The sequence below is a fragment of the uncultured Chitinophaga sp. genome, assembly GCF_902168175.1.
Taxonomy (GTDB): domain Bacteria; phylum Bacteroidota; class Bacteroidia; order Chitinophagales; family Chitinophagaceae; genus Chitinophaga.
In genome coordinates, this window is the sequence record NZ_CABHOU010000054.1 from 178,712 (window position 1) to 200,691 (window position 21,980).

The 21,980-nt window shown below is 49.0% G+C and carries 19 protein-coding genes; 6 read left to right on the plus strand and 13 right to left on the minus strand.

The features are described from left to right. Nucleotides 1–336: 336 nt before the first annotated feature. On the minus strand, nt 337–3,105 hold the full coding sequence (gene leuS / locus QZT80_RS11400; protein WP_295121825.1) for a leucine--tRNA ligase: 2,769 nt from the start codon (nt 3,103–3,105) through the stop codon (nt 337–339). Nucleotides 3,106–3,259: 154 nt separating this feature from the next. Between leuS and QZT80_RS11405 the strand changes: the two genes are divergently transcribed. From QZT80_RS11405 to QZT80_RS11415, 3 genes are all read left to right on the plus strand, one after another. Beyond that, nucleotides 3,260–4,129, plus strand: a complete 870-nt coding sequence (locus QZT80_RS11405) for a permease-like cell division protein FtsX (RefSeq protein ID WP_295121827.1) — start codon at nt 3,260–3,262, stop codon at nt 4,127–4,129. Between the two features lie 30 nt (nt 4,130–4,159). Next, complete coding sequence (locus tag QZT80_RS11410) at nt 4,160–4,426, plus strand: DUF3098 domain-containing protein (protein WP_295121829.1); 267 nt, start codon at nt 4,160–4,162, stop codon at nt 4,424–4,426. Between the two features lie 69 nt (nt 4,427–4,495). Further along, on the plus strand, nt 4,496–5,290 hold the full coding sequence (locus tag QZT80_RS11415; protein ID WP_295121831.1) for an undecaprenyl-diphosphate phosphatase: 795 nt from the start codon (nt 4,496–4,498) through the stop codon (nt 5,288–5,290). A gap of 51 nt (nt 5,291–5,341) precedes the next feature. Here the strand turns inward: QZT80_RS11415 and QZT80_RS11420 are convergent, their stop codons facing one another. Then, a complete protein-coding gene (locus QZT80_RS11420; RefSeq protein WP_295121833.1) occupies nt 5,342–6,508 on the minus strand; it encodes an alanine dehydrogenase in 1,167 nt (388 codons plus the stop codon). 105 nt (nt 6,509–6,613) lie between these two features. Then, entirely contained in the window at nt 6,614–7,048 is a 435-nt protein-coding gene (gene tsaE, locus QZT80_RS11425) for a tRNA (adenosine(37)-N6)-threonylcarbamoyltransferase complex ATPase subunit type 1 TsaE (RefSeq protein ID WP_295121835.1), read from the minus strand. Between the two features lie 147 nt (nt 7,049–7,195). Between tsaE and QZT80_RS11430 the strand changes: the two genes are divergently transcribed. The 3 genes from QZT80_RS11430 to QZT80_RS11440 all read left to right on the plus strand — a co-directional run bounded on the left by QZT80_RS11430 (nt 7,196) and on the right by QZT80_RS11440 (nt 12,074). Beyond that, nucleotides 7,196–9,295 (plus strand): cation-translocating P-type ATPase, encoded by a 2,100-nt coding sequence (locus QZT80_RS11430; RefSeq protein WP_295121836.1) that lies wholly within the window; start codon nt 7,196–7,198, stop codon nt 9,293–9,295. Between the two features lie 50 nt (nt 9,296–9,345). Then, complete coding sequence (locus tag QZT80_RS11435) at nt 9,346–9,963, plus strand: trimeric intracellular cation channel family protein (protein WP_295121838.1); 618 nt, start codon at nt 9,346–9,348, stop codon at nt 9,961–9,963. 158 nt (nt 9,964–10,121) lie between these two features. Next, entirely contained in the window at nt 10,122–12,074 is a 1,953-nt protein-coding gene (locus QZT80_RS11440) for an ATP-dependent DNA helicase RecQ (RefSeq protein ID WP_295121840.1), read from the plus strand. A gap of 111 nt (nt 12,075–12,185) precedes the next feature. Here QZT80_RS11440 and QZT80_RS11445 read toward each other — a convergent pair whose 3' ends face one another. The 10 genes from QZT80_RS11445 to lpxD all read right to left on the minus strand — a co-directional run bounded on the left by QZT80_RS11445 (nt 12,186) and on the right by lpxD (nt 21,925). Continuing rightward, entirely contained in the window at nt 12,186–13,232 is a 1,047-nt protein-coding gene (locus QZT80_RS11445) for a Gfo/Idh/MocA family oxidoreductase (RefSeq protein ID WP_295121842.1), read from the minus strand. A 33-nt stretch (nt 13,233–13,265) separates the two neighbouring features. Then, the gene (locus QZT80_RS11450) at nt 13,266–14,825 is read right to left on the minus strand and encodes a helicase HerA-like domain-containing protein (RefSeq protein ID WP_295121844.1); all 1,560 of its coding nucleotides are present in this window, start codon (nt 14,823–14,825) and stop codon (nt 13,266–13,268) included. 66 nt (nt 14,826–14,891) lie between these two features. Beyond that, nucleotides 14,892–15,347, minus strand: a complete 456-nt coding sequence (locus QZT80_RS11455; protein ID WP_295121846.1) for a hypothetical protein — start codon at nt 15,345–15,347, stop codon at nt 14,892–14,894. Between the two features lie 15 nt (nt 15,348–15,362). Then, entirely contained in the window at nt 15,363–15,737 is a 375-nt protein-coding gene (locus QZT80_RS11460) for a co-chaperone GroES family protein (protein ID WP_295121847.1), read from the minus strand. 13 nt (nt 15,738–15,750) lie between these two features. Beyond that, a complete protein-coding gene (locus QZT80_RS11465; protein ID WP_295121849.1) occupies nt 15,751–16,590 on the minus strand; it encodes an MBL fold metallo-hydrolase in 840 nt (279 codons plus the stop codon). Beyond that, nucleotides 16,587–17,909 carry an MFS transporter gene (locus tag QZT80_RS11470; RefSeq protein ID WP_295121851.1) on the minus strand — a complete coding sequence of 441 codons (1,323 nt, stop codon included), beginning with the start codon at nt 17,907–17,909 and terminating at the stop codon, nt 16,587–16,589. Before QZT80_RS11470 ends, QZT80_RS11465 begins: the two co-directional genes overlap by 4 nt. A gap of 101 nt (nt 17,910–18,010) precedes the next feature. Continuing rightward, nucleotides 18,011–18,628: an ATP-binding cassette domain-containing protein gene (locus tag QZT80_RS11475; RefSeq protein ID WP_295121853.1), complete on the minus strand. Its 618-nt coding sequence runs from the start codon at nt 18,626–18,628 to the stop codon at nt 18,011–18,013. Further along, on the minus strand, nt 18,612–19,415 hold the full coding sequence (lpxA, locus tag QZT80_RS11480) for an acyl-ACP--UDP-N-acetylglucosamine O-acyltransferase (RefSeq protein WP_295121855.1): 804 nt from the start codon (nt 19,413–19,415) through the stop codon (nt 18,612–18,614). The genes QZT80_RS11475 and lpxA overlap by 17 nt, the downstream gene beginning before the upstream one ends. Nucleotides 19,416–19,431: 16 nt before the next feature. After that, the gene (locus QZT80_RS11485) at nt 19,432–20,844 is read right to left on the minus strand and encodes a bifunctional UDP-3-O-[3-hydroxymyristoyl] N-acetylglucosamine deacetylase/3-hydroxyacyl-ACP dehydratase (RefSeq protein WP_295121857.1); all 1,413 of its coding nucleotides are present in this window, start codon (nt 20,842–20,844) and stop codon (nt 19,432–19,434) included. 31 nt (nt 20,845–20,875) lie between these two features. After that, the gene (gene lpxD / locus QZT80_RS11490; protein WP_295121859.1) at nt 20,876–21,925 is read right to left on the minus strand and encodes a UDP-3-O-(3-hydroxymyristoyl)glucosamine N-acyltransferase; all 1,050 of its coding nucleotides are present in this window, start codon (nt 21,923–21,925) and stop codon (nt 20,876–20,878) included. Between the last annotated feature and the right edge of the window lie 55 nt (nt 21,926–21,980).

The window sequence follows — 21,980 nt, forward strand, 5'->3', positions numbered from 1 at the left end:
ATATAGGAAAGATAGGAGGTAGATACGAGGTGAGCGGCACGTAAGCGGACGGTGAGCGGAGGATAAGCGGACGGTGAGACGTGTTTTTGACACGCGGGGGTGATTGCGACAGATGTCCTGGAAGTAGGGAGGGAGTATGGTGAGAGTATGGTGAAGCGGAGGATGAGCGGACGGTGAGACGTGTTTTCAGGCACGCGGGTGTGATTGCGACAGGACTTGACCAGTAGAATTGTTGCCGCTGAAGAGAGTGACACAACGGGGGCTGGGGAGGGAGTAAATGTTGATTAAATAGTATTTAAAAAGCCGGCCCTTTACGAGGCCGGCTTTTACATAGAATTATATAACGATGTTGATCATTTTTCCTTTTACGAAGATGATCTTCTTCGGTTCTTTGCCTTCCAGCCACTTCTGCACTACTTCGTTCGCCAGGGCTATTTTGCCGGCTTCGTCCGCTTCCACATCGAGGTTGATGACGATGGTGGTGCGCAGTTTGCCGTTTACCGAAACGGGGTACTCCTTGGCGCTTTCTGTTACGTACTGCTGCTCGAATACCGGGTAAGCGGCATCCAGGATGGAGCCACTGTTGCCCATCAACTGCCACAGTTCCTCGGCAACGTGCGGTGCGTAAGGGGTGAGCAATACCAGCACCTGTTCCAGCACAGCTTTTTTATGACATTTAAGATCGCTGAGTTCATTTACACATACCATGAAGGCGCTCACGGCGGTGTTGTAGCTCAGGCGTTCGGTATCTTCCTCGATCTTACGGATGGTTTTATGCAGCGTTTTCAGTTCGTCGGCAGTTGGAGCATCGTTGGTAACAACGAGGCCTTTCTGCTCGTCGGCGAACAGGCGCCAGAGCTTTTTCAGGAAGCGGTGTACGCCTTCAATACCTTTGGTTTCCCAGGGTTTGCTCTGCTCTACCGGGCCGAGGAACATTTCGTACATACGGAAGGTGTCGGCACCGTATTTCTCCACAAGCGTGTTGGGGTTTACGGCGTTGAAGTAACGTTTGCTCATCTTTTCCGACAGTGTTCCGCAGATATACTTACCGTTTTCGAGGATGAATTCTGCGTTGGTGTAGTCGCTGCGCCAATGTTTAAACGCTTCGGTATCCAGTTCTACTCCGTCTACGATGTTCACATCTACGTGCAGTTCGTCGGTTTCGTACTTATCTTTTAAACCGGCAGATACAAACTGATGTGTACCGCGCACACGGTATACGATGCGGCTGCTGCCGGTGATCATACCCTGGTTTACGAGTTTTTTATAAGGTTCGTCGAAGCTCAGGAAGCCGAGGTCGAACAGTACTTTGGTCCACAGACGGGAGTACAGCAGGTGGCCTACGGCGTGTTCGGTACCACCGATGTAAAGATCTACCTGGTTCCAGTAGTCCATTACATTGCGGTCGGCAAATACCTGGTCGTTCTTCGGGTCCATAAAGCGGAGGAAGTACCAGCTGCTGCCGGCGTAACCGGGCATGGTATTGGTTTCGCGGATGGTGCCATCGCCCAGTTCAACCCACTCGCGTACGTTGGCCAGCGGGCCTTCGCCTTCTGCGCCGGGTTTGTAATTCTCTACGTGAGGGAGTTCTACGGGCAGGGTGGTTTCATCTACCGCGTAAGGAATACCGTTTTTATAGATGATCGGGAATGGTTCGCCCCAGTAGCGCTGGCGGCTGAAACCGGCATCACGCATCTTAAAGTTGATCTGGCGTTTACCATTACCACGTTTTTCCAGCTCGCTGATCACCAGTTCCATCGCGGGTTTCATATCCATACCGGTAATGAAGTCGCTGTTTACCAGTTTACCTTCTTTAGTAGGATTCGCTTCTTCGCCATTGTAGGCATCACCCACAATATTGGTAATGTGGATGTCGAAGTGTTTGGCGAAGTTGAAGTCGCGCTGGTCGCCGCAGGGCACCGCCATAATAGCACCTGTGCCATAACCGGCCAGTACGTATTCAGATATCCAAACGGGTATCTGACGGCCGTTGAAGGGGTTGAGGGCGTAAGCACCGGTAAAGGCGCCTGTAACCTGTTTCACTTCGGCCATACGTTCGCGCTCGGAGCGGCTTTGTACGTATTGTTTATAATCATCTATCGCCTGGCGCTGCTCGTGCGTAGTAATTAAATCTACCAGCTCGTGTTCCGGTGCCAGTACGAGGAAGTCTACACCAAAAATGGTGTCGGGACGGGTGGTATAACATACCAGTTTCTCGCCCTGCACACCTTCAATCTCAAAGCTAATTTCAGCGCCCTGGCTTTTACCGATCCAATTGCGCTGCATATCTTTCATAGCCTCGCTGAACGATACCTGTTCCAGGCCTTCGAGCAGGCGGTCGGCGTATTCGGTAATACGGAGGAACCACTGGCGCATTTTCTTTTTCACTACGGGGAAGCCTCCTCGTTCGCTCACGCCGTTCACTACTTCGTCGTTTGCCAGTACGGTACCGAGTTCGGCGCACCAGTTTACTTCAGCATAAGCGAGAAAGGCGATGCGGTAGTGCATGAGTATTTCGCGCTGGTCTTGTTCTGAAAAGCCTTTCCAGCCTTCGGCGCTGAAGCGGATGTTGCGGTCGCCGGGGCATTCGTGGTTGGCATTACCTTCGGTTTCGAAGATATTTACCAGGTCGGTGATGCGTTGGGCTTTAGACAACTTACGGTTAAACCAACTGTCGAACAACTGCAGGAACAGCCACTGCGTCCATTTATAATAGGCGGGGTCGCTGGTGCGTATTTCGCGCTCCCAATCGTAGCAAAAACCGATATTATCCAGTTGGTCGCGGAAGGAGTTGATGTTGTTTTCGGTGGTAACGGCGGGGTGCTGACCAGTTTCCAGGGCATATTGCTCTGCGGGTAAACCAAACGCATCGTAACCCATTGGGTGTAAAACGTTAAAACCTTTAAGACGTTTGTAGCGGGCATAAATGTCGGATGCAATGTAACCGAGCGGATGGCCTACATGCAGGCCGGCACCGGAGGGGTAGGGGAACATATCCAGTACATAACATTTGGGTTTGGAGCTGTTGTTCGACACGCGATAGGCGTGTGTTTCTTTCCATCGCTGCTGCCATTTCTGTTCGATCGCTCTGAAATTATATTCCATATACTGATGTATTCTGAAAGTTAAGCGCTGCCCATGCACTGGAACAGCGTTAAATCCATATATTAAAAAATAAAAATGTTAAAATGCCGTTTAAGATGGCAAAAGTAAACATAACTGCTAATTTTTATTATTTTCGCCAATAAACTATAGATTAATGGCTCAACCCGGGAAATCGTCAGCAAAGAAATCGAAGCCTTCATATATTTACTCCATCGTTGGTATAGCACTGGTATTGCTCATGTTGGGCATTCTGGGTCTTATCATGATCAACGCTACTAAGTTGAGCGTTTATTTTAAGGAAAGCATCGTTGTGCATGTGATTTTCAGGGATAACGTGACTGAAAAGCAGGGCATGGCGCTCCGCGACTCACTGGCCGGACAGCCGTACGTGAAAAACATCAAGTACATCTCCAAAGAAGCGGCTGCAGAAGAATTTAAGAAAGAGTTTGAGGACTTTACGGCGCTGTTGGGTTACAATCCACTGTATGCCAGTATTGAAATAAGCCCCAATGCTTCTTATGTAAATAATGACAGTCTCAAAATAATAGAGCAGAAGCTTACCAGCCAGGCTAATGTACGCGAAATTCACTACCAGCGTGCGCTGGTACAGTCGCTTAACGAAAACGTACGAAAAATAGGGCTGGTGTTATTGGTTATCAGTGGTTTGCTGGCTATTGTGGTATTGGTATTGATCGATAATACTATCCGCCTGGCCATGTTCAGCAACCGTTTCCTGATCAAAACCATGCAAATGGTAGGAGCAACGAGGGGATTTATTGCCAAGCCTTTTGATGTACGCAGTATTATCAACGGAGCTGTAAGTGCTTTGCTGGCCATTGTCGGCCTGGTACTCATCGTTTACTTTATAGAAAGCCAGGTGCCTGAATTAAAGGCCATGCGTGATTATTTCCTGCTCGGGGTACTTTTCCTCGGAATGATATTGCTGGGTATAGGCATATCGCTGGTAAGTACACACCGCTCGGTAATGAAGTACCTGAAACTGCGCCTGGACGATCTTTATTAATTTTAACAACATATTCTGAAATACAATATTATGGCTAAAGAAGTCGCAAAACCACAAACTACGCCCGTTGCCCAGGAATCAAAGGGCCTTTTCGGGAAAGAAAATTACACTTACATGCTGGCAGGCGTAGTGCTCATCGCTATCGGTTTCCTGCTGATGATGGGTGGCAGCAGCAAAGACGGTTCTTTTGACGTGAACGAAGTATACAGCTTCCGCCGTATTACCCTCGCACCCATCGTGATCCTGCTGGGGCTGGGCCTGGAAGTATACGCCATCATGCGTAAGCCAAAAGCATAATTATAAAACATATTGAGATACCTGGGAAGCGATGATGGTTCATCGCTTTTCGTTTTAACAGATTGATAGATGAGCATTTTAGAAGCGGTAATTATCGCCATCGTAGAGGGACTTACAGAGTTTATCCCCGTTTCGTCCACCGGCCATATGATCATTGTGAGTTCCATTATGGGGATTAACAAAGATGAGTTTACAAAACTGTTCGAGGTATGTATACAGTTGGGTGCCATATTGGCCGTGGTGGTACTTTACTATAAGAAGTTCTTCAACTTATCGAAGCTCCAGTTTTATGTACGGTTGTTTTTCGCCGTGTTGCCTGCACTTATACTTGGGTATCTTTTAGGTGATTATATAGATGCAGCATTGGAGAAGCCTGCCGTAGTAGCCGCTATGCTGCTGCTGGGTGGTATCGTGCTGTTGTTTGTTGATAAATGGTTTAAGAACCCCACCATCGATTCCGAAGAAAAGATCAGTTATTTCCAGGCTATTCGCATAGGTTTGTTCCAGTGCCTTGCCCTGTTGCCTGGCGTAAGCCGCAGTGCCGCCACGATCATCGGTGGTATGCAGCAAAAGATGACGCGTAATGCGGCGGCTGAGTTCTCCTTTTTCCTGGCAGTGCCTACCATGGCGGCTGCTACTGGTTACAAGTTGCTGAAACATCATGAACTGATAACAAAATATCCCGAAAACCTGAAACTGCTGGTGATCGGTAATATTGTGGCTTTCGTGGTGGCGATGCTCGCCATTAAGTTCTTTATCGGTACGCTTAAGAAATACGGGTTTAAGATGTGGGGGTATTACCGTATTGTGGTAGGCCTGGCTATTCTTGTTTTCCTGGCAATGGGTTATTCGCTGGAAGTATAGTTACTGCATCAATATAAATAAAAAGCCGGACTTCACAGCCCGGCTTTTTATTTACCCCTTCACCGCCAGCAGCAGCTCCAGGTCAGTATATTTCAATTTAAATTTCTCACTTAAATGGTAGTTGGTAAGTGCGCCTTTGTACAGGTAAATACCGTTACGTACGCCGCGTTTGATCCAAACCAGGTTCTCGAAACCACCATCATCGGCAGCATCCAGCAGCAAAGGCATCAGTACGTTGCTGATTGCCTGTGAGGCGGTGCCTGCAAAACCAGAAGGGATGTTGGGTACGCAGTAATGAATAACATCGTACTTCTTAAACACCGGGTTTTCGTGTGTGGTTACTTCCGAAGTTTCGAAACAACCGCCGCGGTCGATGCTTACGTCCACGATTACCGAACCGGCTTTCATGTGGCTCACCATGGCTTCGCTAACAACAATAGGTGTGCGCCCGCTTTGGGAAGAAAGGGCACCTACCGCCACATCGGCTGTTTTCAGTTGTTCGGCCAGCGTTTTAGGTTGTATAACGGAGGTGAATACCCGCACGCCAATGTTATTCTGCAGCCTTTTGAGCTTATAAATGTTGTTATCGAATACTTTTACCGAAGAGCCCATGGCCATGGCCGTACGGGCGGCAAATTCGCCCACAATGCCTGCGCCGATGATCACCACTTTGGTAGGGGGGATGCCCGTAACACCACCCAGCAAAATACCTTTACCACGGTTGCTGTTGCTCAGGTATTGGCCCGCTATCAGCATCACCGCACCTCCGGCAATTTCGCTCATGGCACGTACAATCGGATAGGTGCCGGCATCGTCCTTCAGGTTTTCGTAAGAAAGAAGGGTGATGCGTTTATCCATCATCTTTTGTACCTGGGCGGCCTTTAATACCGAAAGGTGAATGGGGGAGATAACGATCTGGTGAGGGCGGAGCAGTTCTATTTCTTCATCATTGAGCGGGGCCGATTTTACGATGATCTCGGCCTTGAATACCTCTTTCTTATCGTACACGATCTCGGCGCCTGCTTCGGAATAGTCGGTGTCGTAGAAGTGTGAACCATCACCGGCTTTATGTTCTACCACAATGTGGTGGCCATTGTTACAAAGTATGCTCACTGCGTCCGGCGTTAATGCAATACGGTTTTCCTGGAAAGAAGTTTCCTTGGGGATACCAATAAACAAACGCGGATTCTTCTGCCGTATGTCAAGCGTTTCTTCCATCGGGGAATATGTAAAGCCAGCACTTACAACAGGTTTTTGCCTTTGCTCCATAAATTTGAAAGATATTTCGGTAATGTTAGGTCCTGCCAAAGATACACTATTTGTTTAAACAGCTACGCGGGCCTTTAAAAGCCGCTTTTGGTCGGGTAACACCTCCAGGTGCAGGTGTACGGTACCATCCGGGAGTAGCTGTTCCGCTATCTCCGGCCACTCTACAAAACAGGTGGCGTTTTCCTGGTAAAGCACATCTTCTACCCCGGCTCCAACGGCTTCTTCTGCATTTTTGAGGCGGTAGAGGTCCAGGTGAAAAATGGAATGCGGAAGGCCGGCACCATCGTGGTACTGGTACTCATTAATGATCGAGAAGGTGGGACTGCCCGTAGTATCTTCCACGCCTTTAACAGCACAAAGTGCCTTCACAAAGGTGGTTTTACCTGCGCCCATTTGTCCGTGTAACACAAACACCCGTTGCTGCGGGAATGCTTCCCAGAAGCGGGCTGCCGCCGCCGGTAGCTCGTCGAACGTAAACGTCATTTCCATGGCCTAAAATTACAATCTAGTTGCATTAAAAATTACTGTTCACCCAATATGGTTCTTTAATTTTGTTAAAGATAATCCATTAGCCCTGGCCCCGCATACTTACGCCGCCTCGTTCTACTCCGCAGATCGAGGCCTAAAAAAGACACGATGCAAACCATTAATTGCAAGGTTAAAGGAATGAATTGCGCCAATTGCGCGCTCACAATATCTAAATATCTCGAAAAAAAAGGGGTTGATGATGTAGTGATCAGCTTCGCTACCGAGGAATTAAGTTTCTCCATGCCTGCCGAAGCCGATGCCGCACCGGTACTGGAAGGTATTAATCACCTCGGCTATCACGTGGAGTTGCCCGGCGACAATCAAACCATCCCTTTTCATAAAACACTAACGTTTAAGTTCTTCTTTTGCCTGGTATTTACCCTGCCGCTGTTGCTGCATATGTGGGTAAACTGGCACTGGCTGCATAATACCTGGGTGCAACTGGCGCTTACCACACCCGTATACATCGTGGGTATGTTACACTTTGGCAAAAGTGCCTTCCGCTCGTTACGTAACGGCATCGCCAATATGGACGTGCTCATCACAATCGGCGCCACTGCGGCTTTCGGGTATAGTCTTACCGGCAGTTTACAAAACCTCGGAGCCGATTATCTCTTTTACGAAACCGCTGCTGCTATTATCACCCTGGTGTTTCTCGGCAACCTGCTGGAAGAGCGTTCCGTAAAACAGACCACCACGGCTATTGCCAGCCTGGCGCGTATGCAGATTACCACCGCCCGCCAGATACATATGGAGAACGGCGCGGAACATATTCATGAAATAGATAACCGCGATTTAAGGACGGGCGACCAGGTGCTGGTCAACACCGGCGATAAAATACCCATGGACGGCACCATTTACTGGGGCAGCGGTCATGTGAACGAGTCGATGATATCGGGCGAAAGTGCGCCCGTGGAAAAGAAAGAGAAGGATAAAGTAATAGGCGGTACGATACTCGAAGAGGGCAGTATCAAAATATTTATTACCGCTACCGGTAAGGATACCGTACTGTCGTATATCATCGACCTGGTTAAGCAGGCCCAGGGTAACAAGCCTCCTATGCAGAAGCTGGCCGACAAGATCAGCGCGATATTTGTTCCGTTGGTGCTGGCCATTGCGCTGCTCACCTTTGCGGGCTGGTACTGGATTGGTGATACTACATTCGCTGTGGCCATGATGCGTAGCGTAGCCGTACTCGTAATTGCCTGTCCCTGCGCCATGGGCCTGGCCACACCCGCAGCGGTAATGGTGGGATTGGGCCGCGCCGCCCGTAACGGCATTCTCATTAAAGGAGGAAATACGCTCGAAGAGTTCCGCAACATCCGGCAGATCGTGTTTGATAAAACGGGTACACTTACCACGGGCAAGTTGCAGCTCGGTGCTTACAGGGCTATTGGTATGGACGAGCAGACTTTCAAAGCCATCGTTATCAACCTGGAGAAATACTCTTCGCACCCTGTAGCCAAATCGATTACCGCACAATGGAAAGGTGCGGGACAGTATGCACTGCAACAGGTACGCGAGCATAAAGGTGTGGGCATGATGGCCAGGGATAAGGAAGGGAACGAATGGCAACTGGGTTCTTATAAACTGGCAGCGCATCTCACTACCGAATCGGAACACAATATCTACCTTATCAAAAATAATGAACTGGCCGGCTGGCTCAACTTCACCGACGAACTGCGTCCCGAAGCAACTGGTGTGATGCAGCAACTGAAGGCGGCTGGTATTAAAACGGTATTGCTTAGTGGTGATATGGCCAGTAAGTGTAATGCCGTTGCTCAGCAATTGGGTATGGATGAAGTATATGCAGAGCAAAGTCCGGCGCAGAAGCTGCAGAAGATCGACGAGTTGATGAAAGCAGCACCGGTAGCTATGGTAGGCGATGGCATTAATGATGCGCCCGCACTGGCAAAAGCGGCAATAGGCATTTCGCTGAGCGATGCCACGCAGGTAGCGATGCAAAGCGCCAATGTGATCTTACTCAATAATAACCTCGGAGCTTTACCACTGGCTATGGGGCTGGGCAAACACACCTATCTCACCATTAAACAGAACCTTTTCTGGTCCTTTGCCTACAATGTGGTAGCCATACCCGTAGCAGCACTGGGTTTCCTGAACCCTATACTGGGCGCACTGGTAATGGGCCTTTCGGATGTGGTGCTGGCCGTTAACTCTGTACGGCTGCGTTTCAAGAAAGTACGGTAAAGTTTTTTGTTGTCGAACAATCCAGTAATTTACAAGCTATTGCCTAAGCTATGATGACCTATTGGATTGATATTACCGGCACTTTTATGTTTGCCATTTCCGGCGCGCTGGCTGCCTGGGATAAAAAGATGTACCACGATTTGTTCGGGGTGTTTTTTACCGGCTTTATTACGGCCATAGGCGGCGGTACGCTGCGCGATGTTACGCTGGGCGTACATCCTATCGCCTGGGTAAAAGATGCGTATTACATTATTGCCATTACTTCGGGCGTACTGCTCACCATCATTTTCCGCAACCGCATTCTCAAATTCCGCCGCTCCCTGTTCCTTTTCGACACCATTGGTATTGGCTTTTACACCATACTCGGGGTGGAAAAGTCGCTGAAATACGGCGTAAACCCGCTGGCGGCTATCATACTGGGAATGATGTCGGCCATATTTGGCGGGGTGATCCGTGATATGATGGTGAATGAAATTCCATTGATCTTTTCGCGGCAGATCTATGCTACGGCCTGCCTGGCAGGAGGTGTACTATTCATATTACTGCGGCATCTTGGCGTGGCGGAGGATGTAAATGAGATCGTGAGCATTATAGCTGTGATCTCTATACGACTCGCTTCACTGAAAAATGGCTGGTCGCTGCCGTACCTGGACAAACGGGGAAACTGATATTCCGCATTGCGTAAATTGTTTTCCTGATTTCATAAAGGGCTTTGGGGCAGATGTGGTTTCTTTGTATCGGAAAACACACACATTGTTTATTAATCCCGAAAACCCTCGTCCTGACTTATACCTTAGTATAGCTTGCATAGAAATAAAGCCGCTCCATGAGGAGCGGTTTTTTTATCCGCGTAAAGTTTCAGTATTTTAGCCTTGTATTGGCTTCTCCCGTTTCCATATTACAAAAGTATTGGGGTTACGAGCAGTTCCGTCCTTTGCAGGAAGATATCGTGCAATCGGTGCTGGATGGTAACGATACCCTTGCATTGCTGCCCACGGGCGGTGGTAAATCCATTTGTTTCCAGGTGCCGGCCATGATGCTGGAAGGCGTATGCCTGGTGGTTACACCGCTTATTGCCCTGATGAAAGACCAGGTACAGAACCTGGAAAAGCGGGGCATACCTGCTATGGCCATTTATGCCGGCATGTATTTTAAAGATGTGGAAAAGGTGATGGACCTGGCCCGCAATGGTAAGATCAAATTCCTCTACATCTCTCCTGAAAGATTGCAGAGCCCCCGTTTCCAGTCGCACTGCGAAAGCCTGGACGTTGGGCTGATAGCGGTGGATGAAGCGCATTGTATATCGCAGTGGGGCTACGATTTTCGACCGGCTTACCTGAAGATAGCGGAGATAAGGAGTTACTTCCCCCGTACGCCCATCCTGGCACTCACGGCGACGGCTACGTTAAAGGTGCGCGAAGATATTTGTGAAAAGCTGGAATTTGAGAACGGAAAAGTGTTTACCAAAAGCTTTGTACGCAGTAATTTATCATACAGTGTTTTTGAAGATGAGGCGAAACTGAACAGGATACGCCACATCCTTGACAGGGTGCCTGGCAGCGCCGTGGTATACTGCCGCAACCGCCGCCACACCAAAGAAATAGCCAACCTGCTGCAATCGCAGGGCATTGGTGCCGACTATTACCACGCAGGCCTGCCTGCCGCTGAACGTAGTTCTAAACAGGAAGACTGGATAACCGGCCGCACCCGCGTGGTAGTATGTACCAACGCTTTCGGTATGGGCATCGATAAGCCTGATGTACGCAGTGTGATTCACTATGATGTACCCGACAGCCTCGAGGCTTATTACCAGGAAGCCGGACGGGCAGGCCGCGACGAACAAAAGGCATACGGCATTTTACTATATACCCAACAGGAACTGCTGGAAATGAAAGCCCGCATTCCGTTACAGTTCCCACAGCTCGACGAGATCCGCGAAGTGTACCAGTGCGTGGTGAACTATTTGCAGGTACCGGTGGGCAGTGCTGAAAACGTGTATTTCGATTTTGACATCAATGACTTCGTCCGCAAGTTCTCGCTCAACATTACTGTGGCCTACAGCGCCATGCGTATACTGGAACACGAAGGTGTGGTACAGTTAAGTGAAAGCGTGTACATGCCTTCGCGGGTAGAATTCATCACCAATAAAGAAACCCTCTGGGAATACGAGCGCCATGGCTCTACACTGGAGCCGCTTATCAAAGCCCTGCTGCGTACTTACCAGGGTATTTTTGACAGCCCCGTACACGTTTACGAAAAACAACTGATGCGCATTTTGCGCTCGGATGAGGCTACGATCGTCGACTGGCTGCAACGCCTGCACCGGCAGGGTATTATCCGTTACCAGCAGCGTAAAGACGAACCACAGCTCTGCTTCCTGCAGGAGCGGGTGCCTGTTCAATACCTTCGGATAGATATGTTACGTATCGCGGAACGCAAACGCATCTATGAAGCGAAGATAGATGCCGTACAACGGTACGCCGGCAACCACGACACCTGCCGCACACAATCGCTGGTAAGTTACTTTGGCGAAGAAAACCCTGAACCCTGTGGTGTTTGCGATGTATGCCTGAAGAAGAAGTCCGGCGGACTCAGCACACCACAATTCGGTAAAATTGCCGAGGCTGTACTTTTGCAACTGGAGCAGCCGCTTACTTTCACTTTATTGGCAGATGCGTTACCTGGTATTAAAGAAGACCTGCTGATGGACACGCTGGAGTTTATGCTGGCGGAGGATATGGTAGTGCGCGACAGGGATGGGATGATCAGCAGGAAGTAGCTGTTGAAGGGTGCGACGCAACGGCGGCTTAATTGAAAATCTACCGCTGGTCCCCAAATAAAAAAGCAAACTCCCCGAAAGAAGTTTGCCTGTCTAGAAAAGTTAATTCCGTTAGAATTTAATCACCCTGCCTTCCTCACTGCTCTTGAATCCGGCTTCGATCACGCGGATCACATCAATTCCCTGCTCAGGCGTAACCGGGTTAGGTTTGCCTTCGGCAAGCGTGGCATATACACCGTTATAGAAATCCATGTAATTGCCGTTCGTAGAAGGCATGTATTTTTTCACTACCTCACCATCGATCTCGCTGTGGATAAGGCCCCATTCGTGCGGCGCTTCTGCGCCCCAGTCGGCCCCTTCGGGCAACAGTCCTTTGAGCAGCAGGGCTTCCTGTACATCCGATTTAGATTTGATAAAGGACCCTTTGCGGCCGTGCAGGATGTAGGCCGGGAGCGATTCGCGCACGAGGTAGCTGCTTTTCAGTCTTACACGCAGCTGATCGTAGTAGAGTATCAGCTCGAAGTAATCGTCTACCAGCGAGTCTTTACGGATAATGCGGATATCGCCGAACACCGCTTTCGGGAAACCGAATATTTGCAGTGCCTGGTCGATCAGGTGAGAGCCGAGATCGTACAGTACACCAGTGCCGGGTTGGGCTACTTCTTTATGTTTTTTGTAGCTCAGTTCTTCCTTGAAACGGTCGTAATGGAACTCCGCTTCCAGTACATCGCCCAGCTGGCCACTTTCCACTACTTTTTTGATGATCTTAAAGTCGCTGTCGTAGCGGCGGTTCTGGTAAACAATGATCGTCAGATTTTTCTCTTTCGCCAGTTTCGCCAGTTCCTCGCCTTCTTCGGCACGAATGGTGAAGGGCTTTTCAACGATCACGTGTTTGCCGGCCAGCAGGGCGGCTTTCGTATATTCGTAATGCGTGCTGTTGGGCGTGTTAACCACGATCAGCTGCAGGCTTTTGTCTTCAATCATTTCGGTCACGCTGCTATACACCTTCACTTCAGGGAAGCGTTGCTGTGCCTGGCGTTTGCTGCGTTCTACGATAGCGGTGAACTCAAAACCCGGGTGCAGGTGGATGAATGGAGCGTGGAATACATAACCGCTGTGCCCGTAGGAACATAAGCCGGTTTTAATGGGTACGTGCATGTGTCAGTTCTTTTTTTACCAAGATAAAAATTATTAAAACCAGCTGCTCTTCTTTTTGCTGCTGCGTCCACCAAGACCCAGTGCGCCCAGCAGGCTGCGGGTAATGATGTTGGCCGCGGTGCGACCGGCCTGTTTGGCCGCGCTGCTGGTGAGCATGGTTTCCAGCAAACCTTTTTCTTCTTTCGCCTTAGCGCCTTTCGCAGGTGCTTCTTCCTTCGCCTGGGCTGTTTTTTCGGCCGCTTCTTCCAGTTTGGCGGTTAGTATCTCGTAAGCGCTGTGACTGTCTACATCCTGGTTGTATTTCTTTACCAGCTTACTGCTGCCGATAAGGCTGTTCAGTTCGATATCGCTTAATACATCCATACGCGAACGGGGTGTGGTAAGCATAGTGGCGGCGAGTGGGGTAGGCGTGCCTTTTTCACTGAGGCAGGTAACCAGTGCTTCGCCAATACCAATTTGCGTTAACAGCTCGTCGGTTTTATAGAATTCCGATAACGGGTAGTTTTCGGCAGTTTGTTTGATGGATTTGCGGTCGGTAGCTGTAAACGCGCGCAGGGCGTGTTGTACTTTTAAACCAAGCTGGCCCAGTACGGACGGTGGTACGTCCATCGGGTTTTGGGTGCAGAAGAAGATGCCCACACCTTTAGAGCGGATCAGTTTAATAATGGTTTCTATCTGTTGCAGCAAAGCATCGCTGGCTTCCTGGAAAATCAGGTGGGCCTCGTCTATGAACATCACCAGTTTCGGTTTGTCCAGGTCGCCCTCTTCAGGTAAGGTGGCGTACAATTCCGCCAGCAGACTTAACATGAAGGTAGAAAACAGTTTAGGCCTGTCCTGTATATCTGTTACGCGTACGATGGAGATAATCCCTCTGCCATCGTCTGCAATGCGCATCAGGTCATCTACCTCAAATGATCTTTCACCGAAAAACAGGTCGGCCCCTTCCTGCTCCAGTGCAATTACCTTCCGCAAAATGGTGCCGGTAGAGGTGGTAGATATCTTTCCATATTCCTTTTCTATTTCCGCTTTGCCATCGCCGCCGAAGAACTGTAGTACTTTCTTGAAGTCTTTGAGGTCGAGCAGCGGCAGCTTGTTATCATCACAATACTTAAATATCATGGCAACGAGGCCCGATTGCGTATCGTTCAGCTCCAGTATTTTCGATAACAATACCGGGCCAAATTCGGTAACTGTAGCCCGTAACCTGGCACCCTTATCGTGGCTTAGGGAGAGCAGTTCTACGGGGTAAGCGCTGGGTATATAGGTGCCACCTATCTTCTGGTAACGCTCTTCAATTTTTGGGTTGATGGCCCCTGCCGCAGCAATACCACTCAGGTCGCCCTTGATGTCCATCATCACAACCGGGATGCTGGCATCACTTAATCCTTCGGCAATTACCTGCAGGGTTTTGGTTTTACCGGTACCCGTGGCGCCGGCAATAAGGCCGTGGCGGTTCAGGGTTTTAAGCGGGAGCCTTACTTCTGCGCCGCTTACCACTTCGCCATCCAGCATAGCGCAGCCCAGTTTAAAATATTCTCCTTTAAAAGTATAGCCGTTTTTGATGTATTCGAGAAACGCATCTTTATTTGCCATAGGTAGAATTTTATAAGTAGATACAGAAAAACGACGGCAGCCCATGAGCTGCCGTGCAATCAATTATTATTTGTTCTGCAGCACCTTTGTAGCGGCATCTATTGCATTTAGCATAGTGTCGCGTACCGCGGTGATTTTGGTACGTTCAGAAAGGAGATAGGCTTTCTTCTGAGCGGCGTCCTTACCTTCCAGGTCCATGTCGTATACGTGCATCCAGTTGTTCATGGCACTGTTGGCTACTTCCAGCGAGGCCTGTTGTTCGGTAAAAACGGTTACCGGTTTACCTGCCTTCTTTTGTACCATGATGGCAGTATCCAGCTGTGCTTTCAGGCGACGGATGGTCATCATTTTTGCCATGCCTTCGTCGTGGATGTCCATTACTTCTTTCGAGAGTAAGTCAACAGAATCTACAGGGGCGGCGGTAGTTGTTACCGAGTCTTTCTCCGATGGTTTGCCCGCCTGCTGGCAGGAGCTAAAGAGGGCCAGCAATAGGGCTGCGCTCATCAAGGTCTTTTGCATCATGTCGAACGTTTCGTTTTATAGTTCTTCGTCCCTTTCCAGCAACAGTATGGAGCTTTGAGGTACGATGTAATATTTTTCGCCCTGGTATTCCACTTCAGTGGCACCGTTCACCAGGAATATGGCCAGGTCGCCTTCGCGGGCCTGTAAGGGAATATATTTCACCTTCTCTTCTTCCGGTTTCCAGCTCTCGTCCGATTCAGACGCTACGGGTAAAGCGTATCCGGGCCCGGTTTTAATCACATATCCCTGTTGTGTTTTTTCTCTTTCGGCAACACCGGGTGGCAGGTATAAGCCGCTGGCAGTGCGCTCGTGCGGTGTGGTGGGTTTTACCAGTACACGGTCGCCCACTACGATCAGTTTCCTCAGTTTGTTATCAGGCGTAATATGCATTGTTAGTTTCTGTTTATAAAGCGCTCAGGGGAAATGCTTCGCCCAGGCGTATGCCTTTTTCTGTTTGTTGCAGCACACCACATTCGTGAATAGGGTCGTGCTCGAAGTAAAGAACGTATTTTTTGTCCAGCGCTTCCTGCAAAAAACTTTTCTTTTCGTCCAGCGTAAGCAGGGGGCGTGTATCGTAAGCCATTACATATGGAATGGGAATGTGTGCTGCCGATGGCAGCAGGTCCGCCATGTAAATGATCGTCTGGTCTTTGTATTTGATCTGCGGTAACATCATTGCATCGGTATGTCCATCCACGAAGCGGATTTTAATATCATCAGTAAATGAAATCCCTTCTTTAGAAGTTACAAATTCCAGCTGCCCGCTTTGTTGTATGGGCATGATGTTCTCTTTCAGGAACGACGCTTTTTCGCGGTCGTTAGGCTGTGTAGCCCATTGCCAGTGGCGGGCGTTACTCCAGTAATGGGCGTTTTTAAAGGCCGGCACCAGCTGGTCGCCTTCTCTTTTTATACTGCCGCCGCAATGGTCAAAATGCAGGTGAGTGAGGAACACGTCGGTAATGTCATCCCTGTTAAACCCATGTGCGGCCAGCGATTTATCCAGCGTGTCGTTGCCATGCAGAAAGTAGTGCCCGAAAAACTTCTCGTCCTGTTTATCGCCAATGCCATTATCTACTAAAATCAAACGTTTACCGTCTTCTATCAGCAGGCAACGCATGGCCCAGGTGCATAAATTGTTATTATCCGGCGGATTTAGTTTTTGCCATATGCCTTTAGGCACTACGCCAAACATAGCGCCGCCGTCTAATTTAAAGTATCCGGTGTTGATGGTGTATAAGTTCATGCTACTGCTGTTGATGGACCGTTGCCTGCGAATTTACGCTGTTTGCGCAAAGCAGAAAAGAGCCAGATAAGACCTATGCTGAAAAATACGATCAGTATCAGTACTGAGTTGCGCATAGAGCCACTGATATGATCTATAAAACCGAAGGTGAAAGTACCGATTACGATGGCCAGCTTCTCCGTTACATCGTAGTAGCTAAAGAAGGAGGTGGTATCGGTTGTTTCCGGTATCAGTTTGGCGTAGGTAGAACGGCTGAGGGCCTGTATGCCACCCATTACCAATCCCACCAAACCCGCGAGGATAAAAAACTGTGTTTGAGTGTAGGTAAAGTAAGCCCCTGTACAAACGCATATCCACAGCATTACGGTCGCGATCAATACTTTAAAGTTGCCGTATTTCGAAGAGAGTTTTGCCATGATCCATGCGCCCAGGATGGCCACCAGTTGAATGATCACTACCGTAAAAATCAGCATGCTGTTTTCCATATGCAGCTCTTTTTTACCGAAGATGGTAGCAGCCAGCATTACCGTTTGTACGCCCATGCTGTAAAAGAAGAAGGCGCGCAGGTAGGTTTTGAGTACAGGCATTTTGCTTACCTGATGGTATACTTTCTTCAGCTCTGTAAAGCCATCTTTCAGCACGTTGCCTTTTACCTTTGGTTTTGCTGGTGGATTTGGCAGGCGGCGGAAGGTGATCTGCGCAAAACTCGCCCACCAGATGCCTACCAGCAGAAAAGTGGTGAGTACCGCACCGCCTTCGGTTAGACCAAAAGGTTTGATCATCACTAATGCGAAACCTACCAGTTGCAGTAATACGCTGCCGATATAACCGTAAGCGTAGCCTTTTGCACTGATGCGGTCGCGGTCTTGTACGGCGGCAATTTCAGGCAGATAGGAGTTATAGAACACCAGGCCGCCGCAATAACCAATAGTGGCGATCATAAAGCAGAAAACGCCGTATTCGAGAAAATACGGCCCGATGATGTCGGGCGTAAAGAAGTATAGTAACGAACAGCCGATAGCACCGGTATAGCAGAAGAATTTAAGGAAGTTCTTTTTATTGCCTCTGCTATCTGCAATAGAAGATAGTATGGGCAGGCAGAACGCGATGAGCAGGTAAGCACAGGCCAGCGAATAGTCGTACAGCGCAGAGTTGCGTAGCTCCATACCCAGGAACTTCACGTTATCGTTGCCATTATGCTCCGTAACGCCAATGAAATAGGCGGGGAAAAAGGTGGTGGTGATCACCAGGTTGTACACGGAATTGGCCCAATCGTACATGGCCCAGCCGTTAAGGACTTTTTTGTTACTCGTGCTCATAGGTTAAATCGTGGCGGGGTTTGCAATCCCGGGCGGAAAAATAAGCATTCTGGGGCGAAAGCTGTGTGCCTGCCCCATACATTTAACAAATTCCTGAAAAGCTACTTGTAATCGGTGATGCTGATGGTGTGCTGGCAGAAGTCGTACTCCTGGGGATCGTTGGAGCTTACGATCACCATACGGTCCATGCAATAGTCGTTGATCATGCTGCGGTACAGTGCCGTGCCGGCGGCGTCGAGGTTGGTACAGGGCTCATCGAGCAGCAGCAGCGGTACGTTGGAAAAGATGGCCAGGGCCAGTTTGGCCCGTTGTTTCATACCGGAGGAGAAGTTACGCACCTGTTTATTCACCGCCTTGTCCAGCCCAACGATCTCCATGATCTGCCTGGGCGTGTAGCCAGGTAAAAAAGATTTGAAGGTCTGGTGGAAGTCGAAGGTTTCCTGCAGGGTAAACTCTTCGATAAGCTCCAGGTAAGGAGCAGCAATGGCGCTGTACCGGAAAAGGTTGTCCTGTTCCAGCACGGCGCCATTGAGCGTATAGGCTATTTCACCCTTATTATGTTGTTGATGGCCGCTAATGACCTGTAACAGCGTAGACTTTCCCGAACCGTTGGGGCCCAGGATGGCGTATTGTTGTTTATCGCTAAACGTATGGCTTACTCCCCGGAATATCCAGTCGTAATTAAATCGTTTTCCTACGTTATTAAGCGAGATCGTCATTGCTGGACTTTGTGCTGTATCCTCTCATAATGCCACGGCCAGACTCACGGATGAAGGAGAGTATTTCGTCTCTTTCGTCGGTAGCCGGAAACTCGGCTTCGATGATGCGGATCGCTTTGGAGATGTTATTTCCTTTTACAAAGATGATGCGGTAGATGTCGAGAATGTGGTTGATTTTCTCCAGGGAGAAACCGCGGCGTTTAAGGCCAACGGAGTTAACACCTACATAAGACAATGGTTCGCGTGCGGCCTTAACATAAGGCGGCACATCTTTACGTACCAGCGAGCCGCCTGTTACAAAGGCATGATCGCCAATTTTACAGAACTGCTGTACGGCCACCATACCTGCCAGTACTACGTGGCTGCCCACCGTAATATGACCCGCCAGGGTAGTGTTGTTGGAAAAAACACAGTAGTCGCCTACTTCACAGTCGTGCGCAATATGGCTGTAAGCCATGATCAGGCAGTTGCTGCCGATGCAGGTTTTAAATTTATCCTTGGTACCACGGTTAATAGTCACATACTCACGGATGGTGGTATTATTGCCTATTTCAACCAGTGTATCTTCGTGTGCGAATTTGAGGTCTTGTGGAATAGCAGAGATAACCGCGCCGGGGAAAATACGGCAGTTGCTGCCAATACGCGCGCCTTCCATGATCGTCACATTGGAACCTATCCAGGTCCCTTCCCCTATCTCAACGTTTTTGTGGATAACGGTAAAAGGATCGATTTTAACATTAGGCGCAACCTTGGCGTCTGGATGTATGTACGTAAGCGGATGGATCATTAAGCTGTTTTTTTCCTTATCTGGATTTGATGATTTGAGCAATTAAATCGGCTTCGGCCGCTACTTTATTGCCAATGAAAATCGTTCCCCGCATTTCCACGATGCCTCTGCGGATAGGGCTCAGCAATTCCATCTTCATGATGAGCGTATCGCCGGGCATCACTTTCTGCTTAAACTTGCAGTTATCTATTTTCAGGAAGTAAGTATCGTAATTTTCGGGATCAGGCACGGTGTTAAGGGCGAGCATGCCACCTACCTGCGACAAAGCCTCGATCTGCAACACGCCGGGCATTACCGGGTTGTTGGGGAAGTGACCCTGGAAAAAGAACTCATTGAAAGTAACGTTCTTAATACCTACTACCATATTGTCCGAAAGTTCGATGATCTTATCAACCATCAGGAACGGGTAGCGGTGTGGCAGGGTGCGCGCAATGCGGTTAATGTCAAAAACGGCAGGCTGGTTAGGATCGTAAATCGGAATATCCTTAACGTGCTTGTTCTTTTTGATGTATGATTTGATCTTCTTCGCAAACTCCACGTTAGAAGCGTGGCCAGGCCTGTTGGCAATGATATGCGCCTTGATCGGGTAGCCTATCAGCGCCAGGTCGCCTACGATATCCAGCAGCTTGTGGCGGGCCGGCTCGTTCGGGAAACGAAGGGATATATTATTGAGGATGCCTTCTCTTTGTGCAACAGATATTTTTTCGCGGTTAAACACTTTGGCCAGGCGTTCCAGTTCTTCTTCCGTTACCGCTCTGTCTACTACCACGATCGCGTTATTGATGTCGCCACCTTTGATCAGGTTGTTGGCTACCAGGTATTCCAGCTCGTGCAGGAAACAGAAAGTACGGCAGGGTGCGATCTCTTTTTTGAAATCGTCCATGTGCTTCAGGTTGGCGTGTTGTGTGCCAAGTACCTGTGAGTTAAAATCGATCAGCGCGGTAATGCGGTAGTCTACAGAAGGCAAAGCCACCATTTCTACCTTTTTTACATCATCATAATAGCTGATGTTGGTGTCGATAGAGTAATAGATCTTTTTTGCATCTTGCGACTGTATACCTATTTCTTCAATAATGTCGATGAAAGGTTGTGAACTGCCGTCCATAATAGGAATTTCAGGACCGTTCAGTTCCACGAGTACGTTGTCGACGCCGCCGCCTACGAGGGCGGCAAGCAGGTGTTCTACGGTGCTGACTTTGGCACCGTTATGCTCCAGGGTTGTGCCACGTGCGGTGTCAACAACATAGTCGCAATCTGCTTTCACCACCGGTTGGTCGGGCAGGTCTATACGTTGGAATTTAATACCAAAACCGGCGATAGCCGGCTTAAGGGTCATATTTACGTGTGCGCCGGTATGTAAACCAACGCCGGATATCGTTACCTGGCTTTTAAGAGTATGCTGGTTGGGTAACTGCGTATTTTCCATCATAATTATAACTATAAAACTTTCCTACAAATTCTTAAACACCTTCTTTTTCGGACAGTAGTTGCTTAACCATGTCCTCCAGTTCTTTCACACGCTTTTCCAGGTCGGGCAAATTTCTAAATATAGCCTGGCTTTTCAGTGAGCTCTTATAATCAAACGCAGGTGAGCCGGTAAGTGATTTATTCGGATCGGTGATCGATTTAGACAAGCCGCTTTGTGCATTGATCTTGGTGCCATCCGCAATCTGGATGTGACCAACGATACCTACCTGCCCGCCGATAATACAGTTACGGCCAATTTTTGTGCTGCCGGATACACCGGTTTGCGCTGCTATCACCGTATTCTGTCCAATCTCCACATTATGCGCTATCTGGATCAGGTTATCCAGCTTTACGCCGGTGTGGATAACGGTAGAGCCCATGGTAGCACGGTCGATAGTAGTGTTGGCGCCAATTTCTACATTGTCGTGCAGTACTACGTTGCCGATCTGGGGTACTTTTTTATAACTGCCGTCCTGCTGGGGTGCAAAGCCGAAGCCATCGCCGCCCAGTACACAGCCTGCATGTAATATCACATTTTTACCTACCTGGCAAAAGTCGTAAACCTTTACACCGGGGAATACCACCGTGTTGTCGCCAATCTTCACATTATCGCCTAAGTATACGCCAGGGTAGATCTTTACATTGTTACCCAGCACCACGTTTTCGCCCAGGTAAGCGAAAGCGCCTACAAACACGTTTTCACCCATCTTTACCGAAGCGGGGATGAAAGAGGGTTGCTGGATGCCGCGTTTATCGCCGGCCATCTGGTTGTATTTTTCCAGCAGCAGGGCAAAACTGCTGTAAGCGTCCTTCACGCGTATAAGCGTAGGTGTTATCGGGCGTTCAACTACCAGCGTATCGTTTACAATTAATATAGATGCCTTCGTGGTATAAATAAACTCTTCGTATTTCGGGTTGGCGATGAAACTCAGGAGTCCCTCACCCGCTTCCTCAATTTTAGCGATGTTGTGTACCTTAACGTCCGGATTTCCTTCGAGCTTACCACCCAAGATGGTTGCCAATTGTAATGCGCTAAACTGCATAAATATAATTTGAATTGTTACCTACCAGGCCATCACCGGATAATATAAACGTAAT

What these genes read in the sequence shown, in the direction of transcription:
- QZT80_RS11455 (WP_295121846.1), bottom strand. Translation starts at nt 15,347, where the DNA reads ATGATGCAAAAGACCTTGATGAGCGCAGCCCTATTGCTGGCCCTCTTT.
- QZT80_RS11405 (WP_295121827.1), top strand. Translation starts at nt 3,260, where the DNA reads ATGGCTCAACCCGGGAAATCGTCAGCAAAGAAATCGAAGCCTTCATAT.
- QZT80_RS11475 (WP_295121853.1), bottom strand. Translation starts at nt 18,628, where the DNA reads ATGACGATCTCGCTTAATAACGTAGGAAAACGATTTAATTACGACTGG.
- QZT80_RS11460 (WP_295121847.1), bottom strand. Translation starts at nt 15,737, where the DNA reads ATGCATATTACGCCTGATAACAAACTGAGGAAACTGATCGTAGTGGGC.
- lpxD (WP_295121859.1), bottom strand. Translation starts at nt 21,925, where the DNA reads ATGCAGTTTAGCGCATTACAATTGGCAACCATCTTGGGTGGTAAGCTC.
- QZT80_RS11465 (WP_295121849.1), bottom strand. Translation starts at nt 16,590, where the DNA reads ATGAACTTATACACCATCAACACCGGATACTTTAAATTAGACGGCGGC.
- tsaE (WP_295121835.1), bottom strand. Translation starts at nt 7,048, where the DNA reads ATGGAAATGACGTTTACGTTCGACGAGCTACCGGCGGCGGCAGCCCGC.
- QZT80_RS11485 (WP_295121857.1), bottom strand. Translation starts at nt 20,844, where the DNA reads ATGATGGAAAATACGCAGTTACCCAACCAGCATACTCTTAAAAGCCAG.
- QZT80_RS11470 (WP_295121851.1), bottom strand. Translation starts at nt 17,909, where the DNA reads ATGAGCACGAGTAACAAAAAAGTCCTTAACGGCTGGGCCATGTACGAT.
- QZT80_RS11415 (WP_295121831.1), top strand. Translation starts at nt 4,496, where the DNA reads ATGAGCATTTTAGAAGCGGTAATTATCGCCATCGTAGAGGGACTTACA.
- QZT80_RS11430 (WP_295121836.1), top strand. Translation starts at nt 7,196, where the DNA reads ATGCAAACCATTAATTGCAAGGTTAAAGGAATGAATTGCGCCAATTGC.
- QZT80_RS11420 (WP_295121833.1), bottom strand. Translation starts at nt 6,508, where the DNA reads ATGGAAGAAACGCTTGACATACGGCAGAAGAATCCGCGTTTGTTTATT.
- QZT80_RS11450 (WP_295121844.1), bottom strand. Translation starts at nt 14,825, where the DNA reads ATGGCAAATAAAGATGCGTTTCTCGAATACATCAAAAACGGCTATACT.
- QZT80_RS11440 (WP_295121840.1), top strand. Translation starts at nt 10,122, where the DNA reads ATGAGGAGCGGTTTTTTTATCCGCGTAAAGTTTCAGTATTTTAGCCTT.
- leuS (WP_295121825.1), bottom strand. Translation starts at nt 3,105, where the DNA reads ATGGAATATAATTTCAGAGCGATCGAACAGAAATGGCAGCAGCGATGG.
- QZT80_RS11445 (WP_295121842.1), bottom strand. Translation starts at nt 13,232, where the DNA reads ATGCACGTACCCATTAAAACCGGCTTATGTTCCTACGGGCACAGCGGT.
- QZT80_RS11410 (WP_295121829.1), top strand. Translation starts at nt 4,160, where the DNA reads ATGGCTAAAGAAGTCGCAAAACCACAAACTACGCCCGTTGCCCAGGAA.
- QZT80_RS11435 (WP_295121838.1), top strand. Translation starts at nt 9,346, where the DNA reads ATGATGACCTATTGGATTGATATTACCGGCACTTTTATGTTTGCCATT.
- lpxA (WP_295121855.1), bottom strand. Translation starts at nt 19,415, where the DNA reads ATGATCCATCCGCTTACGTACATACATCCAGACGCCAAGGTTGCGCCT.